This is a genomic window from Mesorhizobium sp. M7A.F.Ca.MR.148.00.0.0 (genome assembly GCF_003997735.1).
Classification (GTDB): domain Bacteria; phylum Pseudomonadota; class Alphaproteobacteria; order Rhizobiales; family Rhizobiaceae; genus Mesorhizobium.
The window spans coordinates 52,888-53,418 of sequence record NZ_RZTB01000027.1 but is presented as its reverse complement, the minus strand read 5'-3'; the positions used below and the strand labels follow the sequence as shown (position 1 = coordinate 53,418).

Sequence of the window (531 nt, the reverse complement as noted above, 5' to 3'; positions counted from 1 at the left end):
CCGGCATCGCAGCCGTCGTCGAGCATGTGAAGAAATCCAGTCGGCCTCTCGATGTCCTCGTCAACAATGCCGGGGTGGCTTTCCTGGTGCCGTTCGAGACCCGTCAGCGAGGCGCAGTTCCAGCAATCCTTCGCGCTCAATGTGACGGCGGTGTTCTTCCTCACCCAAGGCCTGCTGCAGCATCTCGCGGCGCCGCATCGGTGATCAACATCTCGTCCTATTCGCCAACAAGATGATCCCGAGCGGCCGTCGAGCCTCTATTCGCTGTCGAAGGGCGCGTTGAATCCGCTGACCAAATCGCTGGCCTTCGAACTCGGCCCGCGCGGCATCCGCGTCAACGCCATCGCGCCCGGCACGGTCGACACCGCCATGCGGCGCAGGACCGTCGACAATCTGCCGGCCGAGGCAAAGGCGGAGCTGAAGGGCCTATGTCGAGCGCAGCTATCCGCTGGGCAGAATCGGCCGCCCCAACGATTTGGCCGGGATGGCTGTTTACCTGGCCAGCGACGAGGCCGCGTGGACCAGTGGCGG

At 64.6% G+C, this 531-nt stretch carries 1 protein-coding gene; it reads left to right on the top strand.

The window, feature by feature from the left end; translation table 11 throughout:
- Positions 1 to 279 precede the first annotated feature (279 nt).
- Positions 280 to 531 (top strand): SDR family oxidoreductase (locus EOB49_RS37585; protein ID WP_245472681.1); only part of this gene is annotated, 252 nt, incomplete at its 3' end.